The organism is Pseudooceanicola sp. NS-SX8, assembly GCF_057380755.1.
This window is the reverse complement of the sequence record NZ_CM170819.1, coordinates 4,264,931-4,288,827: the sequence shown is the minus strand read 5'-3', so window position 1 is coordinate 4,288,827 and position 23,897 is coordinate 4,264,931. Positions and strand designations below refer to the sequence as shown.

At 65.4% G+C, this 23,897-nt stretch carries 21 protein-coding genes; 14 read left to right on the top strand and 7 right to left on the bottom strand.

Annotation, left to right across the window (positions count from 1 at the left end; all coding sequences use genetic code 11):
- Positions 1-176: 176 nt before the first annotated feature.
- From hisC to AC2IR1_RS19600, 3 genes are read left to right on the top strand one after another with little or no spacing between them, the layout of a single operon-like run.
- Positions 177-1,268, top strand: coding sequence for a histidinol-phosphate transaminase (gene hisC, locus AC2IR1_RS19610; RefSeq protein WP_486473662.1), 1,092 nt, complete (start codon positions 177-179; stop codon positions 1,266-1,268).
- Complete coding sequence (locus AC2IR1_RS19605; protein WP_486473661.1) at positions 1,265-2,179, top strand: prephenate/arogenate dehydrogenase family protein; 915 nt, start codon at positions 1,265-1,267, stop codon at positions 2,177-2,179. Before hisC ends, AC2IR1_RS19605 begins: the two co-directional genes overlap by 4 nt.
- Positions 2,176-3,048, top strand: a complete 873-nt coding sequence (locus AC2IR1_RS19600) for an extensin-like domain-containing protein (RefSeq protein WP_486473660.1) — start codon at positions 2,176-2,178, stop codon at positions 3,046-3,048. The genes AC2IR1_RS19605 and AC2IR1_RS19600 overlap by 4 nt, the downstream gene beginning before the upstream one ends.
- 6 nt (positions 3,049-3,054) lie before the next feature.
- Here the strand turns inward: AC2IR1_RS19600 and AC2IR1_RS19595 are convergent, their stop codons facing one another.
- On the bottom strand, positions 3,055-4,050 hold the full coding sequence (locus AC2IR1_RS19595) for a DUF2125 domain-containing protein (RefSeq protein WP_486473659.1): 996 nt from the start codon (positions 4,048-4,050) through the stop codon (positions 3,055-3,057).
- Between the two features lie 73 nt (positions 4,051-4,123).
- Between AC2IR1_RS19595 and AC2IR1_RS19590 the strand changes: the two genes are divergently transcribed.
- The 3 genes from AC2IR1_RS19590 to AC2IR1_RS19580 all read left to right on the top strand — a co-directional run bounded on the left by AC2IR1_RS19590 (position 4,124) and on the right by AC2IR1_RS19580 (position 8,510).
- A complete protein-coding gene (locus tag AC2IR1_RS19590) occupies positions 4,124-4,648 on the top strand; it encodes a gamma-glutamylcyclotransferase (RefSeq protein ID WP_486476439.1) in 525 nt (174 codons plus the stop codon).
- A 67-nt stretch (positions 4,649-4,715) separates the two neighbouring features.
- A complete protein-coding gene (locus tag AC2IR1_RS19585; protein ID WP_486473658.1) occupies positions 4,716-5,930 on the top strand; it encodes a biopolymer transporter ExbB in 1,215 nt (404 codons plus the stop codon).
- Positions 5,931-5,933: 3 nt separating this feature from the next.
- Positions 5,934-8,510 (top strand): peptidoglycan -binding protein, encoded by a 2,577-nt coding sequence (locus tag AC2IR1_RS19580; RefSeq protein WP_486473657.1) that lies wholly within the window; start codon positions 5,934-5,936, stop codon positions 8,508-8,510.
- Positions 8,511-8,538: 28 nt separating this feature from the next.
- Here the strand turns inward: AC2IR1_RS19580 and AC2IR1_RS19575 are convergent, their stop codons facing one another.
- The 4 genes from AC2IR1_RS19575 to gloB form a co-directional block, all read right to left on the bottom strand.
- Entirely contained in the window at positions 8,539-9,516 is a 978-nt protein-coding gene (locus tag AC2IR1_RS19575; protein WP_486473656.1) for a M23 family metallopeptidase, read from the bottom strand.
- Positions 9,513-10,337 carry an AAC(3) family N-acetyltransferase gene (locus AC2IR1_RS19570; RefSeq protein WP_486473655.1) on the bottom strand — a complete coding sequence of 275 codons (825 nt, stop codon included), beginning with the start codon at positions 10,335-10,337 and terminating at the stop codon, positions 9,513-9,515. Before AC2IR1_RS19570 ends, AC2IR1_RS19575 begins: the two co-directional genes overlap by 4 nt.
- A 184-nt stretch (positions 10,338-10,521) precedes the next feature.
- Positions 10,522-12,855, bottom strand: a complete 2,334-nt coding sequence (gene clpA / locus AC2IR1_RS19565; RefSeq protein WP_486473654.1) for an ATP-dependent Clp protease ATP-binding subunit ClpA — start codon at positions 12,853-12,855, stop codon at positions 10,522-10,524.
- Between the two features lie 167 nt (positions 12,856-13,022).
- Positions 13,023-13,793, bottom strand: a complete 771-nt coding sequence (gene gloB, locus AC2IR1_RS19560) for a hydroxyacylglutathione hydrolase (RefSeq protein WP_486473653.1) — start codon at positions 13,791-13,793, stop codon at positions 13,023-13,025.
- A 59-nt stretch (positions 13,794-13,852) separates the two neighbouring features.
- Here gloB and AC2IR1_RS19555 point away from each other — a divergent pair, with 59 nt between their 5' ends.
- Complete coding sequence (locus AC2IR1_RS19555; RefSeq protein WP_486473652.1) at positions 13,853-14,614, top strand: class I SAM-dependent methyltransferase; 762 nt, start codon at positions 13,853-13,855, stop codon at positions 14,612-14,614.
- Here the strand turns inward: AC2IR1_RS19555 and AC2IR1_RS19550 are convergent.
- Positions 14,611-16,362 (bottom strand): hypothetical protein, encoded by a 1,752-nt coding sequence (locus AC2IR1_RS19550; RefSeq protein ID WP_486473651.1) that lies wholly within the window; start codon positions 16,360-16,362, stop codon positions 14,611-14,613. The two genes, AC2IR1_RS19555 and AC2IR1_RS19550, sit on opposite strands and share 4 nt — an antisense overlap.
- A 536-nt stretch (positions 16,363-16,898) precedes the next feature.
- Here AC2IR1_RS19550 and AC2IR1_RS19545 point away from each other — a divergent pair.
- The 6 genes from AC2IR1_RS19545 (at position 16,899) to AC2IR1_RS19520 (ending at position 22,354) form a co-directional block, all read left to right on the top strand.
- A complete protein-coding gene (locus AC2IR1_RS19545) occupies positions 16,899-17,459 on the top strand; it encodes a F0F1 ATP synthase subunit delta (RefSeq protein ID WP_486473650.1) in 561 nt (186 codons plus the stop codon).
- Positions 17,460-18,998, top strand: a complete 1,539-nt coding sequence (gene atpA, locus AC2IR1_RS19540) for a F0F1 ATP synthase subunit alpha (RefSeq protein WP_486473649.1) — start codon at positions 17,460-17,462, stop codon at positions 18,996-18,998.
- A gap of 17 nt (positions 18,999-19,015) precedes the next feature.
- Positions 19,016-19,885, top strand: coding sequence for a F0F1 ATP synthase subunit gamma (locus AC2IR1_RS19535; protein ID WP_486473648.1), 870 nt, complete (start codon positions 19,016-19,018; stop codon positions 19,883-19,885).
- 19 nt (positions 19,886-19,904) lie between these two features.
- Positions 19,905-21,326, top strand: coding sequence for a F0F1 ATP synthase subunit beta (atpD, locus tag AC2IR1_RS19530; RefSeq protein ID WP_486473647.1), 1,422 nt, complete (start codon positions 19,905-19,907; stop codon positions 21,324-21,326).
- A 12-nt stretch (positions 21,327-21,338) separates the two neighbouring features.
- Positions 21,339-21,767, top strand: a complete 429-nt coding sequence (locus AC2IR1_RS19525; protein WP_486473646.1) for a F0F1 ATP synthase subunit epsilon — start codon at positions 21,339-21,341, stop codon at positions 21,765-21,767.
- Positions 21,768-22,006: 239 nt separating this feature from the next.
- Positions 22,007-22,354: an H-type lectin domain-containing protein gene (locus tag AC2IR1_RS19520; protein ID WP_486473645.1), complete on the top strand. Its 348-nt coding sequence runs from the start codon at positions 22,007-22,009 to the stop codon at positions 22,352-22,354.
- 46 nt (positions 22,355-22,400) lie between these two features.
- Here the strand turns inward: AC2IR1_RS19520 and AC2IR1_RS19515 are convergent, their stop codons facing one another.
- Positions 22,401-23,096, bottom strand: coding sequence for a metal-dependent hydrolase (locus AC2IR1_RS19515; protein ID WP_486473644.1), 696 nt, complete (start codon positions 23,094-23,096; stop codon positions 22,401-22,403).
- An 88-nt stretch (positions 23,097-23,184) separates the two neighbouring features.
- On the opposite strand from AC2IR1_RS19515, the gene AC2IR1_RS19510 reads away from it, so the two are divergent.
- On the top strand, positions 23,185-23,871 hold the full coding sequence (locus AC2IR1_RS19510; protein WP_486473643.1) for a ceramidase domain-containing protein: 687 nt from the start codon (positions 23,185-23,187) through the stop codon (positions 23,869-23,871).
- Positions 23,872-23,897: the final 26 nt, after the last annotated feature.

Genomic DNA, 23,897 nt, shown 5'->3' with positions numbered 1-23,897 from the left:
GCGGGGGGCGTCGGATGTTGCCTGCCCTGGCTCTTCACGCCGCGGGCGAGGGGCGGAAAACCCGGTGCCGCGCGGACATAATGCCACGGATGGCATCGCCGTCAGCTTTCATTCAAACTTCATCTTCCCATGTATTCCCGCCGCAGCTAGAAGGGCCGCTGTGTAGAGGTGATGTGATGAACAACAAGATTGAACCGCAACCCGGGATCATGGAAATCGAGCTCTACGTGGGCGGTGCTTCCAAGGTCGAGGGTGTGAGTGACGTGGTGAAGCTCTCGTCCAACGAGAATCCCTACGGGGCCGGCGAGGCTGCCAAGGATGCCTACGCCCGCGCGGTTCACGAACTGCATCGCTACCCGTCGACGGATCACGCAGAGCTGCGCCAGGCGATCGGCGCGCAGCACGGGCTGGACCCGGACAAGATCATCTGCGGCGTCGGATCCGACGAGATCCTGCAGATGGTTTGCCAGGCCTATGCGGGCGAGGGCGACGAGGTCCTGTTCACCGAACATGGTTTCGGCATGTACCGCATCCTTGCCAACGCGGTCGGCGCGACACCGGTCGAGGTGACGGAGCGCAATCGCGTGACCGACGTGGATGCCCTGATCGCGGGGATGACGGAGAACACCAAGATCGTCATGATCGCCAACCCCAATAACCCGACCGGTACGATGATCGGCGGCAACGAGGTGGCGCGGCTGGCCGACAGCCTGCCCGAAGGTGCCCTGCTGGTGCTGGACGGGGCCTATGCCGAATACGTGCAGGGCTTCGACGGCGGCGCTGCCCTGGTCGAGGCGCGGGACAACGTGATCATGACCCGGACCTTTTCCAAGATCTACGGTCTGGGCGGCCTGCGGATCGGCTGGGCCTATGCGCCGCAGGAAATCATCGACGTGATGAACCGCATCCGTCAGCCCTTCAACCTGTCCAACGGGCAGCTGGCGGCGGCGACGGCGGCAATGAACGATCAGGCCCACGTGGCCCGTTCGCGCAGCGAGAACGCCCGCCTGCGGGAGTGGCTGGCCGGGGCACTGGCCGAACACGGCGTGCCGTCGGATCCGAGCCACACCAACTTCATCCTCGCCCGCTTCGAAAGCGCCGAAGAGGCGGAAGCCTGCAATGCCTACCTGAAGTCGCGCGGCCTGATCGTGCGACAGGTCAGCAGCTACAAGTTGCCGAACTGCCTGCGGATCACCATCGGGGACGAGTCGGCCTGCCGCCGGGTCGCCCATGCGATCGGCCAGTTCAAGGCCGGGGACGTGGAATGACCTACGGCACGGTCACCCTTGTCGGCCTCGGCCTCATCGCCTCCTCCATCATCCGCGCGGCGGAACGTGGCGGGCTGGCAGGCGAGATCCGCGGCTACGACATTTCGCCCGAGGTTCGCGCCACCGCGCGGGAGATCGGGCTGGGTGACCGGATCTGCGACACGCTGGAAGAGGCGGTGACCGGGGCGGACCTGGTCATCCTCGCCGTGCCCGTGGGGGCCATGGGCGGCGTGGCGGAGCAGATCGCACCTTTCCTGAAGCCGGGTGCCGTGCTGTCTGACGTCGGCTCGGTCAAGGGATCGGTGGTGGCCAGCGTCGGGCCGCATGTGCCCGAGGGCGTCCATTTCATTCCTGCGCACCCGCTGGCCGGGACGGAGCATTCCGGCCCGACCGCCGGTTTCGCCGAACTCTTCGACAACCGCTGGTGTCTGCTTGTTCCCGTTGCCGGGACGGATACCGATGCGCTGGCGGGGCTGCGCAGCTTCTGGGAGGGGCTGGGCGCCAACGTGGACGAGATGGACCCGGATCATCATGACCTTGTGCTGGCGGTGACCTCTCACACGCCGCACCTGATTGCCTACACGATGGTCGGCGTGGCCGATGACCTGCGGCGGGTGACCGACAGCGAGGTCATCAAGTATTCCGCCGCGGGCTTCCGGGATTTCACCCGGATCGCGGCGTCGGATCCGACGATGTGGCGCGACGTCTTCCTCTCCAACAAGGAAGCGACCCTGTCGATCCTGCAGCGCTTCACCGAAGAGCTGTTCCGCCTGCAGCGGGCAATCCGGCGGGATGACGGCGACCTGCTGTTCGATTACTTCACCCGGACCCGCGCGATCCGTCGCAATATCATCGAGGCGGGGCAGGATACCGACGCGCCCGACTTCGGGCGCGGCGCCGCGCGGAAATGAGGCGCGCCCGCCGGCTGGCCACTGCGCTTCTGGCGCTTTGCCTGCCGGGGACGCTGCCTGTTGCCGCCGCGGATCTGGCCCCCGAACGTTCGCTGCGGCCGGTTGCCCGGGGGCAGGTCGTCAGGGGTGTCATCCTTCCGGCAGATCTTTTCGTTCAGCGCGACATCGCGACCGAGGTTGCCATTCAGGCGCAGTCGGCCAGCCGTCGGACCGACCGGGCAGAGACGCTGGGTGTGTCCCGGCGGATCCCGGACCCGGATACCGCCGTGGCCCGTTCGCTACGCCCCAGGCCACGCCCCGCGACCGTGGTGCAGCAGGCGCGCGCCGCCGAGGCAATCCGCCGAAATGGCGCTGTCTGTGGCGATATCGCCATCCAGGGGGTGGAGATCGGACGCGTCGAAGGGGCCGTGCCCGGATGCGGCGTGGCCAGCGCGGTGCGGATCCGCTCGGTGTCGGGCGTTGCCCTTTCCACCCACGCGGTCATGGACTGCACCACGGCACGGGCGCTGAAGACCTGGATCGACACCGGGCTGCGTCCCGCGGTCAAGGGATATGGCGGCGGGGTGAAAGAGTTGCGGGTCGTGGCCCACTACGCCTGTCGCCCCCGCAACAACCGCAAGGGGGCCAAGGTTTCCGAACACGGCAAGGGCAAGGCCATCGACATCGCCGCGATCCGGTTGGTGGATGGCAAGGACCTCGTCGTGCTGGAAGACTGGAGCCGAGGGAGGGAAGGGCGGATCCTGCGCCGTGCCCATGATGCCGCCTGCGGTCCCTTTGGCACGGTCCTGGGCCCGGAAGCCAATGCGCTGCACCGCGATCACTTCCACTTCGATACGGCCAGCTATCGCAGCGGTGCCTACTGCCGCTAGGAACTGTCAGCGCAGGTGCAGGGCAGGCGCGGGGCCGAGCGGTACGAGGCCGGCCCAGATCACGCCGCCCTTGAGGGTGAGGGACAGGTCCAGGGAGTTGGGGTTGCCACTGAATCCGGCCAGCAGATCCAGAGCCTTTTCGGCGGCTTCGGCCGAGCGGGCGTCCAGTGCCCCCGCGGCGACGGCCACCTGCAGCATCTGTCGCCAGTTGCGCGCCTGGACCTGGGCGGTGCCGCTGGGAATGCCGTCGTCATCCAGTTCCAGGTCCGCCGACAGCTGCAGCATCAGGTCGCCCCAGCTGGCCCGGGCGAGGTGCAGCTCGATCGCCCGCGGCTGTGGCCGGCTGTCTTCTATCGCGCGCAGGTCCCAGGGGCGGGTAAAGGTGACATCCGCATCGAGCTGCAGCCCGCTGATCGTGTCGGGCAGGCTGCCGTCCCCGGCAAGGTGGCCGGCCAGCGCCGGGGGCAGGGTGATCCCCTCGGCCCGCAGGCCGAGGCGGTAGGCGCTGTCGCTCTCCTCGGACTGCGCCATCGCGAGGCTGAGGGTCTTCATGCCGCCGGGCAGATCCCCCTGCAGCACCAGATCGTTGCCCGAGACCTGGGCGCGCCGCAGTTCCAGCAGTGGCCCGGGCGCGACGCGCAGCGAGGCGCGCAGATCCTGGCTGGCAAGGTCATGGCGGGTGAGGGGGGTGCGGAAGGCGAAACGATCCGGCCAGACGGCGATCAGGTGGTTAGGTTTCCACGACAGTGCGTAGAGGCCGAACATCGGCAGTTCGACGGCGAAGCCGGTGTCGGGATCTGCCAGGGCCAGGTTCTGCCAGGTGGCGTCGAAGCGATTGGGGAAGCCCCGGACCGAGAAATCGGAATAATCCGCCTGCCAGCCTTCGCTGCGGCGGTCCTGCATCCAGCCTTCGATGCCGCGCCGAACGCCGCTGGCCCCGGCGAACCAGTAGCCCGACCACAGCAGGGCTGCGGCAATGATCACCCAGAGCAATCGTTTCATTCCGGCGCACCCCCTTCACCTCGGTTCCGGCGTCGTGTTTATAAATGGGGTCGGAAAAGGGGAAGTCATCAATATGTGGGTCTTCGGCTATGGATCGCTGCTTTGGAACCCCGGCTTTGAGCCGGCAGAACGGGTGGTGGCCCATCTGCAGGGCTTCCGCCGATCCTTCTGCATGACGTCGATCCACCATCGCGGCAGCGAGGAGGAACCGGGGCTGGTGCTTGCGCTCGACGCGGAGCAGGGTGCGGGCTGTACCGGGCTTGCCCTGCGCGTGGCCGAGGCGGAGCAGGAGGCCGTGCTGGCCTACCTGCGGGAGAGGGAATTGATTTCTTCGGCTTACATCGAGCGACGCCTGCCGCTCGACCTGGTCGATGGCCGCCAGGTCGAAGCGCTGGCCTATGTGATCGACCCCGCGCATCGGCAGTATTGCGGGGGTCTTCCCCTGGAAGAGCAGGCCCAGGTCATCGCCCGGGCGCAGGGCGGGATGGGGCCGAATGCCGACTATCTGTTCAATACCGCCGCACACCTGGAAGAGCTGGGGCTGGGCGACGAAGAATTGACCTGGCTGGCCGCCCGCGTGAGGAATTTGCGCGCATAAGTCCTTTTCCTGAAAAGCGATTGATCCTAAGGTCGGGCCAACGAAAACAAACTTTGGGACCGTCCTGATGGCTCACGGTGAGGGCGAGGCAGCCCCGCAGTTCTCCCAGCCCATTCGCCAGATCCTGTTGATGCTGATCGTGCTTGGCCTGTGCGTCGCCGGCTGCATCTTCGTTGCGCCCAAGCTGCTTCCCGTGTTCGAGGCGAACCCCTACCTGAACGGGTTCATCGCGATCGTCTTCGTCATCGGCGTCCTGGCCTGCTTCTGGCAGGTGGCGCAGCTGATCTCCTCCGTGCGGTGGATCGAACGCTTCACCGCCGTCGATCGTGACGAGCAGCCGGGAGACAAGGGCGAGGTCGCCGCGCGCGCGCCGCGCCTGCTGACCCCGTTGGCGACCCTGCTGGGACAGCGCGACAAGCGCATGCAGATTTCGTCCTCCTCCGCGACGTCGATCCTTGAATCCGTCGCGACCCGGATCGACGAGGCGCGGGAAATCACGCGCTACCTGACCTCCCTTCTGATCTTCCTGGGCCTTCTGGGCACCTTCTATGGCCTGGCGACGACGGTGCCTGCCGTGGTCGACACCATCCGGTCCCTGGCACCGGGCGAGGGCGAGGGGGGGACTGCGGTCTTCAATCGCCTGATGACCGGGCTTGAGGCGCAGCTGGGCGGCATGGGGGTGGCCTTTGCCTCCTCCCTGATCGGTCTGGCGGGGTCTCTCGTCGTCGGCCTGTTGGAGCTGTTCGCGGGGCATGGCCAGAACCGGTTCTACCGTGAGCTGGAGGAATGGCTTTCGACGATCACCCGTGTCGGCCTGTCCGACGGGGAGGGTGGGGCCAACGATTCCATGCTGGTCGCCGTGCTGGACAACATGGGCGAGCAGATGGCCCGCATGCAGGAGATGTTTGCCCGTTCCGACACGGCGCGGGCCGAGGTGGATGCGAAACTGTCGACGCTGGCCGATACCATCGAAAGGCTGACGGACCGGATGGCGGCGCAGAACGCCTCCGGCAACCAGGTGGCGGACGCCATGACCCGGTTGGCCGATCAACAGGAAACCCTGATCGAAAAGCTGGTGGAACAGGGCATGGCCGAGGGGCTGGATGCCGAAAGCCGCATGCGCCTGCGGTCGATGGACGTGCAGCTGCTGCGCATCCTCGAAGAGATCAGCGCCGGCCGACACGAGACCATGGCGGAGCTTCGGACCGATATCGCCGCGCTGTCGCGCCTGATCGCCCAGGGGCAACGCGCGAAGGCGGCGCACCCGGAACAGGACGTCTGATCCATGGCGCTGTCCCGCAGATCCGGCGCGCGGCTGCAGGCCAATATCTGGCCCGGTTTCGTCGATGCGATGACCGGGCTGCTGATGGTACTGATGTTCGTGCTGACGATCTTCATGATCGTGCAGTTCACCCTGCAGGAGACCATCACCGGCCAGGAAAACGAGCTGGACGACCTGACTGCGGACCTTGCGGCGCTGAGCCAGGCCCTGGGCCTTGAACGGGACCGGACGGCGAAACTGACGGATGAGGTCGGTTCCCTAAACGCGACGCTGGACGACCGGCAGCAGCGCCTGGATGAACAGGCGGCCCTGATCGCCTCGCTCACCCAGCAACGCGATACCGCGCAGTCGGATCTGGACGCGGCACAGGGGCGGATCACCGAGTTCGAAGCCCAGGTGGCGGGCCTTCTGGCGCAGCAGGAGCAGGCGCAGGGCCAGATATCGGACCTTCAGGCGGAACAGCAGCGGCTGATCGGGGAGCAGGAGGCGCTGCAACTTGCGCTGGCGCAGGCCCGGTCGGAGATCGACGACCAGGCCGAGCAGGCGCGGTTGGCCGCGGCCCGGCGCGAGGCGCTGGAGGCGCTGATCGAGAACCTGAAGTCGGAAAAGGCCGATGCGGAGAGCCAGAGTGGCGCCCTGTCTGCCCAGGTGACGGACCTGCAGGCGCAGCTGTCGGATGAAGAGGCCGCGAAGCTGGCCGAGGCCGCCGCGGCGCAGGCCCTGCGGGAGAAGCTGAAGGATTCTCAGGACGAATTGACGGCGATGACGCTGGCGCTGGAAGAACAGCGCAAGAAGGCAGAGGATACGCTGACCCTTCTGGCGGCGGCGGAAGCGGCGAAAGACGATCTGGACGATCAGCTGTTGGCGGCCGTCCTCGCACGGGAAGAGGCAGAGGCGCAGGTGGGCCAGACCTCTGACGAGTTGCAGCGCACGAAGGACCGGCTGGCAGAGGCAGAGGCCGGGCGCCAGGCCAGCTTTGGCCAGCTGTCCCGGCTGGAAGCGGCGCTGGCCAATGCCCTGGCCGATGTCGAGGATCGCGAGGCGAAGCTGGCGGAGCTGAATGCCCGGCTGGGCGTTCTTGAAAAGGCGCTTTCCGGAACCGAGGGGGAGCGGGATGCGGCACGCAGCGATGTGGCAAGCCTGCGAAGCCAGCTGGAAACGGCCCAGCAGCAAGCAGATGATGCGAAAGCGGCGGCAGATCGCGCCGCTGCCGCAACCCGGACCGCGCGGGAGGAAATGCAGGCCCAGATCGACCAGCTGCAAGCCGATGCCGCCTCGCGGGAGGCAGAGTTGACGGCGAAGCTTGATGCAGCGCAGCAGGAGGCCTCTGGCCAGGTGGACGAACTGGAGGCGGTCCGGCTGCGCATCGTTGCCCTGGAGGCGGCGCTGGCACGGGCGGAGCAGGAAAAGGCCGGATTGCAGGACCGTCTGGATGGGGCGCTGGACACCACCGACCAGGCCGCCGCGCTGCAGGCCGACAAGGCCGCGCTGGAAGCCAGTGTTGCAGAGCTGCGCGATACCGCGCAGCAGCGCCAGGCGACCATCGGTGAGCTGCAGGAGAAATTGCGCGCGCTGGAAGAGACACTGACGCGCACCCAGGGTGAAATGGCCGATGCGGAAACGCGCCATGGGGAGGCGCTGGAAAGCCTGCAACGCCGCCTGGCCGAAGCCCTGGCCGCCAAGGAAACCGCCGAGACCGCGCAGGTCGATCGCGAGGAACTGCGCCGGCAACTGGCTGCAGCCCTGGCCGCGAAGCTGAAGGCGGAGCAGGATGCCGAAGACCAGATGACCGAAGCCGAGCAGCGCCAGGCGCTGCTGGCGCAGGCCAACAAGACGCTTGAGCAGGAAGAGGCGAAATCGGCCGAGAGCCAGCGCCGTGCCGCGCTGTTGAACCAGCAGGTCGCGGAACTGCGCAGTCAGCTTGCCTCCCTGCAGGGCCTCCTGGATGACTACAAGGCACGGGAAAGTGCCAGCCAGGTGCAGATCCAGAGCCTTGGCCACGACCTGAACGCGGCGCTGGCACGGGCCGCCGCGCTGGAGCGCAAGGAACGCCAGCGGGCGGAAGAAGAGGCACGCCGCCTGGAGGCCGAGGCAAAGCGGCTGGAGGAGGAGAAGAACGAACTGTCGCAGTATCGCTCCGACTTCTTTGGCCGGATGCGTCAGATCCTGGCGGGCCGGGATGGCGTGCGTATTGTCGGCGACCGCTTCGTTTTCTCTTCCGAGGTTCTTTTCGCCCCGGCGAAGGCGGAGCTTTCCGACGAAGGGCGCGCCCAGATCGCGGACATCGCAGGGATCCTGAAGGAGGTCGCAGCCGAGATCCCCAGCGGTATCGACTGGATCATTCGTGTTGACGGTCACACGGACAAGATCCCGCTGCGGGGCGATGGCGAATTCAAGGATAACTGGGAGCTGAGCCAGGCGCGCGCCCTGTCCGTCGTCCGCTACATGATCGAACTGGGAATCCCGCCCAATCACCTGTCGGCGAACGGGTTCGGGGAATTCCAGCCGATTGACGATGGCGACAGCCCGGAGGCCCTGGCTGCCAACCGGCGGATCGAGCTGAAGCTGACCGAACGCTGAAGCCCGCCGGGCGATCCGGGCGCGTAGCCTAGGGGGCGGTGATCATCACGGTCGTGCTTGTGCGGGCGATTGCCACGCCATTCCGTAGCAGCGTTGCCCGCCCGGAGTAGAGCCCGGGCGCCAGCGCGGTGCGCAGCCGTTTGCCCGCCGCACGGAAGGCCCGCGCCTGTGTCTTCTCCATCTCGACCTCTTGCCGGATGAAGGCGCCCGTCGGTCCGGTGATCGCCAGTTCCATCCTGTCGCCCGTGCGCAGCCCGAAGGCATGGGCCCAGAAGACAAGCGCCGAACTGTCGGCGGGCAGTGCCTTCGCGGTGGCCTGCCCCTGCTTGATCGTGTCGTAATCGGGCAGGGCATCTGCGAAACCTGCGGAGATGAAGCCCCCGGCGACATAGGGCAAAGGCGGCTGCCAGAGCGAGGTTCGCGTGTCGCCATCGCAAGCGGATCCGCTGCCGTCCGGAGCGAACGGGTCCACGGTTTCTTCATTATGGCTCAGGGAGATATGCAGGTGGGGAAACTGGCTCTTGCCTGACAGGCCGACCTGACCCAGCGGCGTGCCCGCCTGGACCACCTGGCCCTGCGTCACCCGGACGGAGCCCTGGCGCATGTGGCAGTATTGCGTCTTCCAGCCCTCGCCGTGATCCAGGGCGACGCCATTTCCGCAGTCCCGCCCGGCGATCCTTTCGGCCTCTGCCGGGGTCCAGATGCGGTCTGTCATGCCATCCCGGACCCCGGTTACGACGCCGTCGGCGGCTGCCAGGACATCAACCCCATCCTGCATCGCGGCAATCGAGGGCAGGGCGAAATCGGTGCCCTTGTGTCCATCGTAGGTCAGGGCACCGCAGGCGAAATCACGGGCACCGGGGCCCGGATCGTCATCGACGTAGTTCTGGATGAAGCAGTCCCGCCCCGGGGTGCAGTCGAGCGGCAGGGAAAGCTGCGGCAGGGTCTGCGCGCCAGCCTGTGCGGCATATGTCGAGAGGAGGACCGCCAGCAGGAGCCGGATCATGCCGCAGGTGCCCCGGGCCTGCCGTCGCGCCAGGTGATGCGGGCCATGGCGACGGCATCGCACGCAGAGAAGAGGGTGCCCGTGCCTGCCCCAAGGGGCAGCTGTTCTGCGGTTCCGGCAGCCTGCATCGCGGCGCCTATGGCCGGGAAATGGCTGTCGTCGATCAGTTCAGGTTCATTGAAAGGCACCCAGCGGCGGACCCCGTCAACAAGGAGAGGCGCCCCCTGTGCTTCGGTCGGGGCATCGGGAAAGCAGAGGCGATCCGCGTGATGGAGCAGCGTGCAACAATCGAATCCGACGCCTGCGAGCAGGACGCGCGCCCGGAGCGACAGGGCGCGGGCAAGCGGGGACGCGGCGCCAAAGGGATCTTCGAGGGCGTGTTGCGCCAGGAGGTCCTGCGCCAGGGGACCCCTGGCGCAGAAAGAGACATGGGGGTGGTCACTGCGCAGGGTGCCGGGCCAGGTGCGGAACAGCTCTGCGACCTGGCCCAGGCCGCGCGTCGGCGTGGTCGCGGTGGAAAAGGCGGGCAGGCTGTCCCGGATCGGCGCGATCCAGTCCCGGGGCACCGGCGGATGCGCCCATCCCGCGGGATCGGTGAGCTGGGAGCTCTGCGCCGGCATCATCAGTGTTCCGGCGGGGCCAAGCACATCCAGGACCGCTTCGATCAGTGTCACCGCGCCGCCGGAAATCCAGCCCAGGGCAGACAGCGAGCTGTGCAGGATCAGCAATTCTCCCGGGCGGAGGACGCGCCGCAGGTCTTGTGACAGGCTTTCCCGCGTTGCGGGGGCGTCACTTGCGGCGATGGCGGCGGCTTCGGTCATCTGGTCCTGATCCGGTCTGGGGGGCGTCGGCCCGCGGGCATGTCCGGTGTAGCGGAACGGGGGACCTCGCGACAAGCGAGGCGCGCGCCTGATGCCCGGGGCACGCGTCGATCGCTATGTCGGGCAAAGTCAAAGGGCGGGGAAAATCCCCGCCCTTTCAGAGGTTCCAGACCGTGATCGCGGATCAGTCCGCAGTCAGCAGCGGGGGCTTGTTCCCGGACAGGCGAAGCTTGTCCGGCCCCTTGATCTGCAGATCAAGCGCATCGCCCTTCAGCGCGACCTTCACGACGCCACCCTTGGACAGCTTGCCGAAGAGCAGCTCTTCCGCCAGGGGCTTCTTGATGTGCTCCTGGATGACGCGACCCAGCGGGCGGGCGCCCATCTTGTCGTCGTAGCCCTTGTCCGCCAGCCATTCGGCAGCGGGCTTGGTCAGTTCGATGGTCACACCGCGATCCATGAGCTGGGCTTCCAGCTGCAGCACGAATTTCTCCACCACCTGCAGGATGGTTTCCTTGGGCAGGGGCTGGAAGCTGATCACGGCGTCCAGACGGTTGCGGAATTCCGGCGTGAAGGTCCGCTCGATGGCGGCGGTATCCTCGCCCTCGCGGCGGTCGCGACCGAAGCCGATGGCCGACTTGGCCTGTTCCGCAGCCCCCGCGTTGGAGGTCATGATCAGGATCACGTTGCGGAAGTTCACCGTCCGGCCGTTGTGGTCGGTCAGCTGGCCATGGTCCATCACCTGCAGCAGGATGTTGTAGACATCCGGGTGCGCCTTCTCGATCTCGTCAAGGAGCAGCACGCAATGCGGATGCTGGTCGACGCCGTCGGTCAGCAGGCCGCCCTGGTCGAAGCCGACATAGCCCGGAGGCGCGCCGATCAGGCGGGAGACCGCGTGTTTCTCCATGTACTCGGACATGTCGAAGCGAAGCAGTTCCACGCCGAGGGTATCCGCCAGTTGCTTGGCGACCTCGGTCTTGCCGACACCGGTCGGCCCGGCGAAGAGGTAGTTGCCGATGGGCTTTTCCGGTTCGCGCAGGCCCGCACGGGCCAGCTTGATGGCGGAGGAGAGCGCCTCGATGGCATTGTCCTGACCGAAGACCACGCGTTTGAGCGACCCTTCGAGATCCTTCAGAACCTCTGCATCGTCCTTGGTAACGTTCTTCGGCGGGATGCGGGCGATCTTGGCGACGACGGCCTCGATCTCCTTCACGCCGATGGTCTTGCGACGCTTCGATTCGGCCACCAGATGCTGCGCGGCACCAGCCTCATCGATCACGTCGATGGCCTTGTCGGGCAGCTTGCGGTCGTTGATGTAGCGCGCAGACAGTTCGACCGCCGTGCGGACCGCATCATTGGTGTACTTGATGCCGTGGTGTTCCTCGAAGTAGGGCTTGAGGCCCTTGAGGATCTTGACTGCATCTTCGACCGAAGGCTCGTTCACGTCGATCTTCTGGAACCGGCGGCTCAGCGCGCGGTCCTTTTCGAAGTGCTGGCGGAACTCCTTGTAGGTGGTGGAGCCCATGCAGCGCAGCTTGCCGCCCTGAAGCGCAGGCTTCAGCAGGTTGGAGGCATCCATGGCGCCGCCGGAGGTGGCGCCCGCACCGATCACGGTGTGGATTTCGTCGATGAAGAGCACGGCGTCGGGATGCGCTTCCAGTTCGGTCACGACCGATTTCAGACGCTCTTCGAAATCGCCGCGGTAGCGGGTGCCGGCCAGCAGCGCGCCCATGTCGAGCGAGAAGATGACGGTGTTCGCCAGCACCTCGGGCGTTTCGCCCTGGATGATCTTGCGCGCCAGGCCTTCGGCGATGGCCGTCTTGCCGACGCCGGGGTCGCCCACGAGCAGCGGGTTGTTCTTGCGCCGGCGGCAAAGCACCTGGATGCAGCGCTCCACCTCGTGGCCGCGGCCGATCAGGGGGTCCACGTCGCCTTCACGCGCCTTGGCGTTCAGGTTCACGCAGTACTTGTCGAGGGCGGATTCCTTGCCGTCCCCTTCGGGCTGCGCGGTGTTCTGGCTGGAGGCGCGCTTCTGCTCTTCCTCCGCGCCGGTGACCGGGCGGCTCTCGCCGTAGGCGGGATCCTTGGCAACACCATGGGCGATGAAGTTGACCGCGTCGTAGCGGGTCATGTCCTGCTCTTGCAGGAAATAGGCCGCATTCGATTCGCGCTCGGCAAATATGGCGACCAGGACGTTCGCCCCGGTCACTTCGGTCCGGCCCGAGGACTGGACGTGGATCGCCGCGCGCTGGATGACGCGTTGGAAGGCAGCGGTCGGGACCGCTTCGGATCCGTCGACGTCGGTGACGAGGTTCGCCAGCTCTTCGTCGATGAATTCGACGAGGGTCTGGTGAAGTTCCGACATGTCGACGGAGCAGGCCTTCATCACCCGGGCGGCATCCGGCTCGTCGATGAGGGCGAGCAGGAGGTGTTCGAGCGTCGCGAATTCATGGCGTCGGGCATTGGCCAGAGCCAGGGCCGCGTGGATCGCCTGTTCCAGGGTGGTCGAGAATGAAGGCACTGTGGTGCTCCTTTTCGATCTGTGTCGGAGCGGGGACGGGCCCCAGTTCCAACCATGGCCTCTTAGTCTTAAAGTTTGGTCGATCCCGACGGTTCTTCAAGGCTTTTCTTCGACCGGCTGTTCACATTTCGCGGCCCGGGTGGCGCGAAGTGTCACGAAACGGTCATTCAGAAGGCGTCCTTGCGACGCCGGATCTCGGCAAAGACCTCTGCCGGAGCAGCTCCGGGGAGGCCGACGGATTGCGCGACCGAGTCCCGGTCGGCGCGCAGGAAGGGGTTGGTTGCCAGTTCTTCGGAGAGTCGCGAGGGAACGGTGGGGCGCCCCTCGGCCCGGGCGGCTTCGACAGCTGCGACCCTTGATATAAGGTCGGGATTTTCCGGTTCAATCGACAGGGCGAATTTCCCGTTGGCCAGGGTATATTCGTGGCCTGAGCAGATCACGGTGCGGGGCGGCAGCGCCGCGAGCTTCTGCAGGCTGGAATACATCTGGTCGAAGGTCCCTTCGAAAACCCTGCCGCAGCCGAGGGCCATCAGGCTGTCCGCCGTGAAGGCCAGGTCGCTTTCGGGGAAATGGAATGCCAGGTGGCCGACAGTGTGGCCGGAGACATCCAGCACGTTGCCCTTTTCGCCACCCAGGGTCAGGTGATCCCCTTCCTTCAGCGCGACATCGAGGCGGGGCAGGCGGTGCGCATCCGCATCGGCGCCGTAGACCTGCGCCTTGGGGTGTTCTGCCAGTAGCTCATCCAGGCCCTGCACGTGATCGGGGTGGTGGTGGGTAAGCCAGACCTGTGAGGCGGTCCATCCGCGTTCAGCCAGGGCTTTCAGGATCGGCGCGGCTTCGGGCACATCGATCACGGCGGTTTCGCCCGAATTGTCGTCATGCAACAGGTAGGCGTAGTTGTCGGACAGACAGGGGATGGTGACGAGGGCGAGGGCCATGGTCATTTCCTTCACACTTGCTATTGTCCAAAGTGAAACCGATCGCGGGAACGCTTGCAATGCACCTGGACGTGCAGGATCTGCGGAACTTCTACTACCGTTCGACCCTGGGTCGCGCGGCGCAGGCCAATATCCGTACGAGAATGCTGGACTTTTGGCCCGAGGCTAAGGGGCAAACGGTGCTTGGCTTCGGTTTTGCAGCCCCGCTGTTGCGTCCTTATCTGGCCGATGCGAGACGCGTCATCGCGTTGATGCCCGCGCCCCAGGGGGTCATGTCCTGGCCCGCCGCCATGCCCAATGTCTCCGTCCTGTGCGAGGAAACCTTCTGGCCGATCGACACTGGTCTGGTGGACAAGCTGGTGGTCATGCACGGGCTGGAAACCTCCGAACACCCCAGCGAGGTGCTGGAAGAATGCTTCCGCGTGCTGGGGCCGGGGGGCAAGGCGATGTTCATCGTGCCGCACCGGTCCGGGCTGTGGTCTCGCTCCGACAGGACGCCCTTCGGTTACGGCCGTCCCTACAGCCAGGGCCAGCTTGAGGCGCAGTTGAAACGTCATGCCTTCCTGCCGGAGCGGCATCAGCATGCGCTGTACCAGCCGCCCTCGTCGCGTCGCTTCTGGCGCAAGACGGCCGGCTTCTGGGAACGTATGGGGGGGCGCGTGTCCTACGTGCTGTCCGGTGGCGTCCTGATGGTGGAGGCAACGAAGCGGGTGCAGGCGTCTTCCGGTCCGGGCGAACGTGTCCGGTCCGGGTCCGGCCTGCGGGTCCTGGAAGGCCTGGCCGCCCCCACGCCGGAAACTGCGCGCGCGCGCGGGCTTTAGGCCGATCCCGTCCCGTAGACGGTCGAGGCCTGCGTCAGGGTGCCGTCGCTGGAAACTAGGTAGATGTCGTCGAGGCTGATCGTGCTGCTGTCGCCGGCGACACTGATCGTCTTCACGAAGTCCTCTCCGCTGGTGTTCTGCAGGGTGATCTCCACATCGACGTAACCGTCAGTCGACGACGAAACCACGGAAATGCCGGACACGGTGGACCCGTCGTCGGCAGTGTCGGCGATCTGCAGGGTGTCTTCCTCGTCGTCGAAATCCTCGATGAAGCCGAGCTCCTGGAAGGTTTCCTCGTTGCTGCCGGCTTCGATCGCATCCGGATCGACCAGGGAAACGGAACTGACGGCAAAGACATCCGCTCCGTCCCCGCCATAGGCCAGCGCATCGTCGAAGACGAACAGCGTGTCGTCGCCCGACCCGCCGTAGCCTTCGGCGCTGTCGGTCACCTGCAACCAGTCGTCGCCTTCCCCGCCGTAGGCGGTGGCCGAATCGTAGGCGGCCAGGAGGTCGGACTGCGCGCCGCCGAAGAGTTCGGTCGCGTCGTAGCCGATCAGGGCGTCGGAGCCATAGGCGCCATCGAGGGTCGCATTGTCTTCGCCCACCAGAGAATCGTCTCCGATGCCCCCGTAGGCGGTGACGCTGTCATTGGCATAGATGTAGTCCGCGTCGTTGCCGCCGTAGAGCACGGCCTCGCCCCCGTCCGCATCGGAGGCGAAGCCGAAGTCGGTAGAGCTGCCACCGGCGAGCGTGTCCATGCCGTCGCCCCCGCGTAGGGTTGCCTGGTCGTAGGCCTGCAGGCTGTCGTCTCCGCTGCCACCATAGGCGGTTGCGGTGTCATAGGCGGTGAGCAGGTCCTCACCGGAGTTCCCGTAGACCGTGGAGGCGTCCTCCGCGATGAGCGTGTCCGCCCCTGTGCCGCCCTCGCCCACGACGGAATCGGTCGCGGAGATCCAGTCGCTGCCCGACCCGCCGTAGAGCGTTGCGGTGCCGCCCGGTTCGTCGTCCGCGGCGCCCGTGGTCTGGGAGTAGCCGCCGTGCAGCGTATCGTCGCCCGCATCGCCGTAGACTTCGGTCTCCTCGAACCCGGCAAGCGAGTCATCTCCCGATCCACCAGAAAGCACTGCATTGCCGGTGGCCGTGCCGCTGTCCGCCCCCGCGCCCCCGAAAAGCCGGGCACTTTCGGAGCCGCTCAGATCGTCCTCGCCGTAGCCGCCGTAGAGGGAGCTTTCGCCGATCCCCGTCAGGGCATCTTCCCCCAGCCCGCCGTAGGCCTGGGCCCTGCCGCCGGCAAAGAGCGTATCGGCGCCGGGCCCGCCGTAGACGACGCTTTCCCCGCTCTCGTCGCCCAGGCCCTGCCAGCCACCGGCATGCAGCACGTCATCCCCGCTGCCGCCCCGTGCCACCGCCTCGTCGTATGTCGTGATCGTGTCGTCGCCGCTTTCCAGCGCCGCGAAGGAGGATCCGGTCGCGGTCCCGTCGTCGTCACCGGCCCCCGCGTGGTAGCTGTCATCGCCGGAGATCGCGAAACTGTCCGCCTCGGCGGTGCCGTAGTAAACCTGAGCGTCCTCGCCCTCTGCGGTATCCTCGTCGTCCGTCCCGGCCCCCCCGGGCGAGAGCAGGTCATCGCCACTGTCGGGCAACAGGTCGTCGTCATCCTCCTCGTCATCCAGTTGCTCCGCGTCGGAGCTGTCCCAGAGCAAGGCCCCGGCAAGAAGCGGGAGCAGGAAAAGAGCCAGAAGTTCCATTCGTTGCCTCTTGTGCCGGTTGAATGGTGTGACAATTCGTCCGGAAGGGCCGGACCGCCGTGACATTCTTCCCCAGACAGGGTCCAACCGGGGCGGAAACACTCCGTTCTCGGGCCCTTTGCGCCTTGTTTTGCAGGAAGTGGTGCCTCGCGGCCACGTATGGCGGGTCCGGGAGTGGTTTTGGCGGGCGCACCGGGAATCTGGAGCCGCCTGGCAAAAACATATCCGCGAGCGACTCGAAGCCGAATCGTTGACTATGCATAGGCTCGCTGCAGATGCGAATCCCAAAAAGGTGAACAAATACTTGTGCTTTGTTGCACGGGTTGTCGCAGGGGGTGCCTTCAAATCGGTCCGGATGCTGCGAAGGCACTGAAAAACAAGGCGGTTGCGGTTTGCGATAACGGATTCAAGCGGGTTGATGGGTGCAGAGGGCTCTGCTACACCCCCACCGATTTTGATGCTCTGCTATGCTAGGGCTGCAAACCCCCCGCACCGGCCAATCGGTGGGAGCGGGGCCGAAAATCGGAAGGGTGGACGTGTCCGAACCAGCTTCGATCTCCTATGGCATCGCATCCCGCTATGCTCAGGCCGTCTTCGATATCGCTCGCGAAAACGGAAAGCTGAAAGAGCTTGAAACCAACATCACGGATCTTGCCGCGGCCATCGAAGCCAGCGACGAGCTGAGCGCGATGATCGCTTCGCCGATCTACTCGCGCGAGGAACAGGAGAAAGCGATCCTGGCCATTGCCGACGCGCTTGCCCTGAAACCCGTGACGAAGAACGCCCTGGGTCTGATGGCCCAGAAGCGTCGCCTCTTCACCCTGCCGCAGTTCTGCCAGCGCATGCTGGAGCTGATTGCCGAGGAGAAGGGCGAAGTGACGGCCGAGGTTACCTCCGCCGCTCCGCTCTCTGCCGAGCAGCAGGAGAAGATTGCCGCCACGCTGGCCGAGTCGATCGGCAAGCAGGTGGTCCTGAATACTGCCGTCGATGAAAGCCTCATCGGCGGTCTCGTCGTTAAAGTTGGGTCGAAGATGGTCGACACCTCGATCCGCTCGAAACTCAACTCTCTCCAGAATGTCATGAAAGAGGTCGGATAAATGGGAGTCCAAGCAGCTGAAATTTCTGCGATCCTCAAGGAGCAGATTCAGAACTTTGGCCAGGAGGCCAAGGTGGCCGAAGTCGGCCGGGTGCTCTCCGTCGGTGACGGTATCGCCCGTGTCTACGGCCTCGACAATGTCCAGGCCGGCGAGATGGTCGAGTTCCCGGGCGGCATCATGGGCATGGCGCTGAACCTTGAAAAGGACAACGTCGGTGTCGTGATCTTCGGGACCGACCAGGACATCAAGGAAGGTGACACCGTCAAGCGCACCAACTCCATCGTGGACGTTCCCGCGGGCGCAGGCCTGCTGGGCCGCGTCGTCGATGGCCTGGGCAACCCGCTGGACGGCAAGGGCCCGATCGAAGGGTCCGAGCGTCGCGTGGCCGACGTCAAGGCACCGGGCATCATTCCCCGTAAGTCGGTTCACGAGCCGATGGCCACCGGCCTGAAGTCCGTGGACGCCATGATCCCGATCGGCCGTGGCCAGCGGGAACTGATCATCGGCGACCGTCAGACCGGCAAGACCGCCGTGGCACTGGACGCGATCCTGAACCAGGCCTCCTACAACGCAGCCGCCGGCGACGATGAGAGCAAGAAGCTCTACTGCGTCTACGTGGCCGTTGGTCAGAAGCGCTCCACCGTGGCGCAGCTGGTGAAGAAGCTGGAAGAAACCGGCGCGATCGAATACTCGATCGTCGTTGCCGCAACCGCGTCCGACCCGGCGCCGATGCAGTACCTGGCCCCCTACACCGCAACCGCGATGGCCGAGTACTTCCGTGACAACGGCAAGCACGCCCTGATCATCTACGATGACCTTTCCAAGCAGGCCGTGGCCTACCGCCAGATGTCCCTGCTGCTGCGCCGTCCGCCGGGGCGTGAAGCCTACCCGGGCGACGTTTTCTACCTTCACTCCCGCCTGCTGGAACGTTCGGCCAAGCTGAACGAAGACTTCGGCTCCGGTTCGCTGACGGCCCTGCCGATCATCGAAACCCAGGGCGGCGACGTGTCGGCCTTCATCCCGACCAACGTGATCTCGATCACCGACGGCCAGATCTTCCTGGAAACCGAACTGTTCTACCAGGGCATCCGCCCCGCCGTGAACACCGGTCTGTCGGTTTCGCGCGTTGGCTCTTCGGCGCAAACCAAGGCGATGTCCTCCGTGGCAGGCCCGGTCAAGCTGTCGCTGGCCCAGTACCGCGAGATGGCGGCCTTCGCCCAGTTCGGCTCCGACCTGGATGCCGCAACCCAGCGTCTGCTGAACCGCGGTGCCCGCCTGACCGAGCTGATGAAGCAGCCGCAGTACAAGCCGCTGACCAACGCGGAAATCGTCTGCGTCATCTTCGCCGGCACCAACGGCTACCTGGACAACGTTCCGGTTTCCGAGGTCGGCAAGTTCGAAGCGGAACTTCTGTCCTTCCTGCGCAGCAAGAAGGCAGACATCCTGGAGTGGATCACCAAGGACGATCCCAAGATCAAGGGTGAGCCCGCGGACAAGCTGAAGGCAGTTCTGGACGAATTCGTCAAAGACTACGCCTGAGGTAAGGGAGGTACGACATGCCTTCTCTGAAGGACCTCAAGAACAGGATCGCGTCGGTCAAGTCGACCCGCAAGATCACCAAGGCCATGCAGATGGTTGCCGCGGCGAAACTTCGCCGCGCGCAGGAGGCCGCCGAAGCGTCCCGTCCCTACGCGGATCGTTTCAACGCGGTGCTCGCCCAGCTTGCATCCTCGGTGGGCGGGTCCGATACCGCGCCGCTCCTGCTGAAAGGCACCGGCAAGGAAGACGTGCATCTGCTGGTCGTCATGACCGCGGAACGCGGCCTCTGCGGCGGTTTCAACACCAACATCGTGAAGCTGGCCCGTACGCAGATCGAGAAGCTCAAGTCCGAAGGCAAGACGGTGAAGATCCTCACCGTCGGCAAGAAGGGCCGCGAGCAGCTCAAGCGTACTTACGGTGACCTCTTCGTCGATCACGTGGACCTGTCCGGCGTGAAGAACGTGGGCTACGTCGATGCCCAGGCCATCGCGGCGAAATTGCTTTCCTCCTTCGAGGAAGGGGAGTTCGACGTGGCGACGATCTTCTACGGCAAGTTCGAGAACGTGGTGTCGCAAAAGCCGACGGCACAGCAGGTTATCCCCGCCGAGTTCGAGGAAACCGAAGCGCCTGCCATCGACTACGACTACGAGCCCGGCGAGGCCGAGATCCTCGAAGACCTGCTGCCGCGTGGCGTGGCAACGCAGATCTTCGCGGCCCTGCTGGAAAACGCTGCCTCGGAGCAGGGTGCCCGGATGTCCGCCATGGACAACGCGACCCGCAACGCTGGCGAGATGATCGACAAGCTGTCCATCGAGTACAACCGTACCCGTCAGGCGGTCATCACCAACGAGCTGATCGAAATCATTTCGGGCGCCGAGGCGCTCTAACGGAACCGGAGACAACGACATGGCAATGAAAGGCAAAGTGACCCAGGTCATCGGCGCCGTCGTGGACGTGCAGTTCGAAGACGGCCTGCCGGCCATCCTCAACGCGCTGAACACTGACAACAACGGCAACAAGCTGGTTCTGGAAGTTGCGCAGCACCTGGGCGAGAACACCGTCCGCACCATCGCGATGGACGCGACCGAAGGTCTCGTCCGTGGCCAGGCCGTGGAAGACACCGGCGCACCGATCTCGGTGCCCGTGGGCACCGCCACCCTGGGCCGGATCATGAACGTCGTGGGCGAGCCCGTCGACGAGAAGGGCCCGGTTGAAGCGGACGAGTACCGCCCGATCCACGCCGCCGCTCCGGACTTCTCCGAGCAGGCGACCGAGGCGGAAATCCTCGTGACCGGCATCAAGGTCATCGACCTGCTGGCCCCCTACGCCAAGGGCGGCAAGATCGGCCTGTTCGGCGGCGCCGGCGTCGGCAAGACCGTTCTGATCCAGGAACTGATCAACAACATCGCAAAGGTGCACTCGGGTCTGTCCGTGTTCGCCGGCGTGGGTGAGCGGACCCGTGAAGGGAACGACCTCTACCACGAGATGATCGAATCCGGCGTTCTGAACCCCGACAACCTGCCGGAATCGAAGATCGCCCTGTGCTACGGCCAGATGAACGAGCCGCCGGGTGCCCGTGCCCGTATCGCCCTGACCGGCCTGACCATGGCCGAGCAGTTCCGCGACGCGACCGGGACCGACGTTCTGTTCTTCGTGGACAACATCTTCCGCTTCACCCAGGCCGGTTCGGAAATGTCCGCACTGCTGGGCCGCATCCCCTCCGCCGTGGGTTACCAGCCGACGCTGGCGACCGACATGGGCGCGATGCAGGAACGGATCACCTCCACCAAGAACGGTTCGATCACCTCGATCCAGGCCGTCTACGTTCCCGCGGACGACCTTACCGACCCCGCACCGGCAACGACCTTCGCGCACCTCGATGCGACGACCGTTCTGAACCGTGCGATCTCGGAACTGGGTATCTACCCGGCCGTTGACCCGCTCGACTCCACCTCGCGCCTGATGGATCCGCTGATCCTGGGCGAAGAGCACTACAACGTGGCCCGTGACGTGCAGGGTATCCTTCAGCGCTACAAGTCGCTGCAGGACATCATCGCGATCCTCGGGATGGACGAACTGTCGGAAGAGGACAAGCTGACCGTGGCCCGCGCCCGGAAGATCCAGCGCTTCCTGTCCCAGCCGTTCGACGTTGCGAAGGTCTTCACCGGCTCCGATGGTGTGCAGGTGCAGCTGGAAGACACGGTCAAGTCGTTCAAGGCGGTTGTCGCCGGCGAATACGACCACCTTCCCGAAGCGGCCTTCTACATGGTTGGCGGCATCGACGAAGTGATCGCCAAGGCCGAAAAACTCGCAGCAGAAGCCGCGTAAGGGGCTGATCTGATGGCAAACACGATGGACTTCTCCCTTGTCTCACCGGAACGGAGCCTTGTCTCCGGCCCGGTGAGCGAGGTGCAGATTCCGGGTGAGGAAGGGGATCTGACGGCCATGCCCGGGCATGCGCCGATGATCACCACCCTGCGCCCGGGTGTCCTGCACCTGAAGGGACCGGACGGGGAGGACGACTACGTCGTCTCCGGCGGTTTCGCCGAGATCTCGGCCGAGGGCGTCAGCGTCCTGGCCGAACGTGCGCTGCACAGCAAGGAAATGACCCAGGACGTCCTGAACGACTGGGTCCAGGAAGCTCACAAGGCCTGGAAAGACGCGACCGACGACAATGCTGTCGCCCGCGGTGCCAAGCTGCTGGCCGACATGGTTGCCATGGGCACCCACATCGGCCTGGATCCGAACCACGCCAACTACGTGGAATGATCCGGAGGCGCCCAAGGGTGCCCCGCACAGAGTTCATAAAGGGCCCCGGCAGTGCCGGGGCCTTTTTCGTTGAACTTTCCGCGATCACTGCGTCCAAACCCTTTCTCAACCCCGTGTCTTTACGGGGGAAAGGAAACAGATGTGGCGAGGCAGGCACGCAGGGCCGTGTTTTTTCCCTGCCCGATCCCAATTTCTGCCCGAAAGCGTCAGGATAGTGGTTCCGAGGAAAGACCGAATACATGAAGAAATTGACGACCCACAGCATCGGGGTGGACGAGGGAGAGATCGTCCTGTTCTCCGATTTCCAGGATGGCGGAGAGATGTGGACGGGGCGCGGCCCGCGCGAACGCCGCCGTCGCGTGACCTTCTCCGAACCCTATCTTGCCGCACCTTCGGTGCATGTCTCTCTGTCCATGTGGGACATGGACAACGGCACCAACCTGCGCGGCGATGTCGTGACGGAGAACATCGGGACGGACGGTTTCGATGCCATCTTCAAGACCTGGGGTGATTCCCGCGTGGCCCGGGCCCGGTTGCGATGGATGGCCATCGGCCCCGTGCGCGACGAGGAAGGCTGGGACGTCTGAAACGGCCCGCCAGGTGGAACGGGGGGCAGGGCCCCCCGCTTCATTTTCAGATCTCGATCGGGTCGAGGATTTCGGGCTCGATCACGTCGACGCCCGGCAGACCGGCCTTCAGCACGTCCGCGTTCTGTTCGAGCAGCGGGAAGGTGCGGTAGTGCATGGGCACCACGGTCTTGAAATCGAAGTACTTCTTCGACGCGTAGGCCGCGCCCTTCATGTCCATGGTGAAATGGCCACCGGCGCAAAGGATGCCGATGTCGGGCTTGTAGTAATCCCCGATGACTTCCATGTCGGCGTTGATCGCGGTGTCGCCGGAGTAGTAGATCGTGTGCCCTTCGCCCTCGATGATGTAGCCTGCCTCGGTGCCGAGGTAGACCTTGCCGAGCTCGGGGTCATTGACCGAGGAGGAGTGCAGGGCGCGGACCATGGTGACCTTGACGTTGCCCAGGTCGATGGTGCCGCCCATGTTCAGGCCGACGGTCTTCAGGCCGTGCTTGGCCTCGAAATAGGCCGCCAGTTCGACGATGCCGTAGACCTCCAGGTCGGTTTCCTTGCCGATGGTGGGCAGGTCCGCGGTGTGGTCTTCATGGCCGTGGGTGATGAAGATATGGGTGGCGCCCTTCAGCGCCTCTTCGCGGCGGTCCTTGGGGAAGACCGGGTTGGTATCGACCCAGGGATCCATCAGCAGGACCTTGTCGGCGATTTCGATGCGGTAGGCCCCGTGGCCGAGCCAGATCAGTTTCATCTTGAACCTCCAGGAATTAGGGCCGAGCCTGCAATCGCCCGGCCGTCCGGGCAGAGCCTAGCGTGACAAGCGGCGAAGGAAACCCCCCTTGGACTGGACAGAAAGCGTCGACGGATATTGCGAGAGGCTGGGGCCCGGGCTTTGGGCAGAACCTCTCAACGCACTGACAAACCTTGCCTTTATCGCTGCCGCGCTCTGGGTCTGGCCGCGGGTGAAGGGGCGGGTGACGGGGCGCGTGCTGGCGGCTCTCCTCTTCGTGATCGGGGTGGGGTCGGGGCTCTTTCATACCCTGGCCAACCGCTGGTCCGGGCTGGCGGACACGTTGCCGATCCTGCTGTTCATCCTGGCCTACATCTTTGCCGCAACGCGGGATTTCCTGCACCGGCCCGGCTGGCAGGCAGGGCTGGTGACGGTGGGGTTCCTGCCCTTTGCCGCGCTGACCGCGCCGCTTTTCGCGAAGCTGCCGCTTTATGGCGCGAGCGCGGGCTACATGCCGGTGCCGCTGCTGATCGCGGTCTACGCGGTGATCCTGCGGCGCAGGGCCCCTGCCACCGCGCGGGGGCTGGGCATCGGGGCCGCGTTGCTGCTGATTTCGCTGACCTTCCGGTCGCTGGACATGCCGCTGTGCGCGGCCACGGGCGGGCTGGGCACTCATACGATGTGGCACCTGCTGAACGCCGTGATGCTGGCCTGGATGATCGAGGTCTGGCGCCGTCACGCGGTTGCCCGGGAAAGCGGCCCGCAGATGCTTGCGGGCAAGGCGCGCGGACGCTAAACCCGTCGGCAATCCAGAGTTAAGAG

Coding starts and splice junctions, on each gene's coding strand:
- AC2IR1_RS19580 (WP_486473657.1), top strand. CDS start 5,934: ATGGCGCTGTCCCGCAGATCCGGCGCGCGGCTGCAGGCCAATATCTGG.
- gloB (WP_486473653.1), bottom strand. CDS start 13,793: ATGGCCCTCGCCCTCGTCACCATCCCCTGTCTGTCCGACAACTACGCC.
- AC2IR1_RS19585 (WP_486473658.1), top strand. CDS start 4,716: ATGGCTCACGGTGAGGGCGAGGCAGCCCCGCAGTTCTCCCAGCCCATT.
- AC2IR1_RS19575 (WP_486473656.1), bottom strand. CDS start 9,516: ATGATCCGGCTCCTGCTGGCGGTCCTCCTCTCGACATATGCCGCACAG.
- AC2IR1_RS19550 (WP_486473651.1), bottom strand. CDS start 16,362: ATGGAACTTCTGGCTCTTTTCCTGCTCCCGCTTCTTGCCGGGGCCTTG.
- AC2IR1_RS19555 (WP_486473652.1), top strand. CDS start 13,853: ATGCACCTGGACGTGCAGGATCTGCGGAACTTCTACTACCGTTCGACC.
- AC2IR1_RS19525 (WP_486473646.1), top strand. CDS start 21,339: ATGGCAAACACGATGGACTTCTCCCTTGTCTCACCGGAACGGAGCCTT.
- AC2IR1_RS19600 (WP_486473660.1), top strand. CDS start 2,176: ATGAGGCGCGCCCGCCGGCTGGCCACTGCGCTTCTGGCGCTTTGCCTG.
- AC2IR1_RS19590 (WP_486476439.1), top strand. CDS start 4,124: ATGTGGGTCTTCGGCTATGGATCGCTGCTTTGGAACCCCGGCTTTGAG.
- AC2IR1_RS19520 (WP_486473645.1), top strand. CDS start 22,007: ATGAAGAAATTGACGACCCACAGCATCGGGGTGGACGAGGGAGAGATC.
- AC2IR1_RS19515 (WP_486473644.1), bottom strand. CDS start 23,096: ATGAAACTGATCTGGCTCGGCCACGGGGCCTACCGCATCGAAATCGCC.
- AC2IR1_RS19570 (WP_486473655.1), bottom strand. CDS start 10,337: ATGACCGAAGCCGCCGCCATCGCCGCAAGTGACGCCCCCGCAACGCGG.
- AC2IR1_RS19535 (WP_486473648.1), top strand. CDS start 19,016: ATGCCTTCTCTGAAGGACCTCAAGAACAGGATCGCGTCGGTCAAGTCG.
- atpD (WP_486473647.1), top strand. CDS start 19,905: ATGGCAATGAAAGGCAAAGTGACCCAGGTCATCGGCGCCGTCGTGGAC.
- AC2IR1_RS19595 (WP_486473659.1), bottom strand. CDS start 4,050: ATGAAACGATTGCTCTGGGTGATCATTGCCGCAGCCCTGCTGTGGTCG.
- AC2IR1_RS19605 (WP_486473661.1), top strand. CDS start 1,265: ATGACCTACGGCACGGTCACCCTTGTCGGCCTCGGCCTCATCGCCTCC.
- hisC (WP_486473662.1), top strand. CDS start 177: ATGAACAACAAGATTGAACCGCAACCCGGGATCATGGAAATCGAGCTC.
- atpA (WP_486473649.1), top strand. CDS start 17,460: ATGGGAGTCCAAGCAGCTGAAATTTCTGCGATCCTCAAGGAGCAGATT.